The following is a 1056-nucleotide window of genomic DNA, read 5'->3' as shown; positions in this document are numbered from 1 at the left end:
GAACGTGAGTGCCAGTGAGAACCCCTCGGTCGTAGGATGAATAGTAATAACTACCTGACTGCCCGGTGCCGAGTTCGCTACCGACTATGCTTCCGGCTTGATTTAGACTAGCACCCTCAGGGTGTTCAGTATCTCTGACCTCAAAAAGATAGTAGGCGTCTTTTTGCCACTGCCAGTCCTCTAATATGCTCGCTGAAAAACCTAGACGCCATGAGTGTTCATCGTTGCCGGGTAAGATACTTAAGGCCGTATGAGTGTATTCGGCAGGAGAATATGATGTGTCGCCTTCAAGCAGTACTTCATTCACTAATAGCGGGTTGCTCATATCGCTCACGTCAAACAGTGCGAGTTTGATATTATTTGTTGCGACGCCACCTTCCGAGCCGCGGCCTAGGCCAAAGACAAGTGTATCGCCGAAGGGGTGAAGGTAGTTTGAAAAGCCGGGCAGTTCTAATTCACCTGCGACGCGAGGAGAGTCGTGATTAGATAAGTCAAGTACATAAAATGGGTCGATTTGTCTAAAGGTCACGATATAAGCTTTGTCACCGTCAAATCGAACACTGTAGATTGACTCTCCTGGTTTTCCGATAGCTTCCGGAGCCGATTCATTAGGGATTGTTGCATTCAGGTTCAGCTCTGTATCATCAATATTGATGGTATGTAGCCGATGTATATTTCTCTCTGTGCTGGAATGGTCAGTGGTCACGACTCGCAGATGATCCTGATACTCGCTAAGTCTGAACTGTTCATTCCAGCCTACTTGGCCGCTTAGGGCTACGCTTCCAGCAAACTCTAGACCATTGTCCGAATAGTCTAGCTTGTAGACCGTACTGCTATAAGATGAATCATTTGCGTTTTCGTAACTGTATTCATTTTCTACCATATACACGGCGTTCAATGATGCGTAGATTGTGGCAATGGGGGCGGCGATGCAGCTGGATTTTATATCTGAAAGCGCCATATCATGTGAAGCGCCAAGGTCGATTTTAGTAACGATAGCCAGGGTAGGTTGTGTTGAATCTTCTGGCTCGTTAGGAATATGGCAATCATTTTCAC

At 46.7% G+C, this 1056-nt stretch carries 1 protein-coding gene; it reads right to left on the bottom strand.

Annotated features, from left to right (window positions below):
• Positions 1 to 1056 (bottom strand): beta-propeller domain-containing protein (locus A3735_RS09880; RefSeq protein WP_197485817.1); only part of this gene is annotated, 1056 nt, incomplete at both ends.

The organism is Oleiphilus sp. HI0061 (assembly GCF_001635675.1).
Note: the sequence above shows the minus strand (reverse complement) of the source record. Positions and strands in the feature narration are given on the sequence as shown.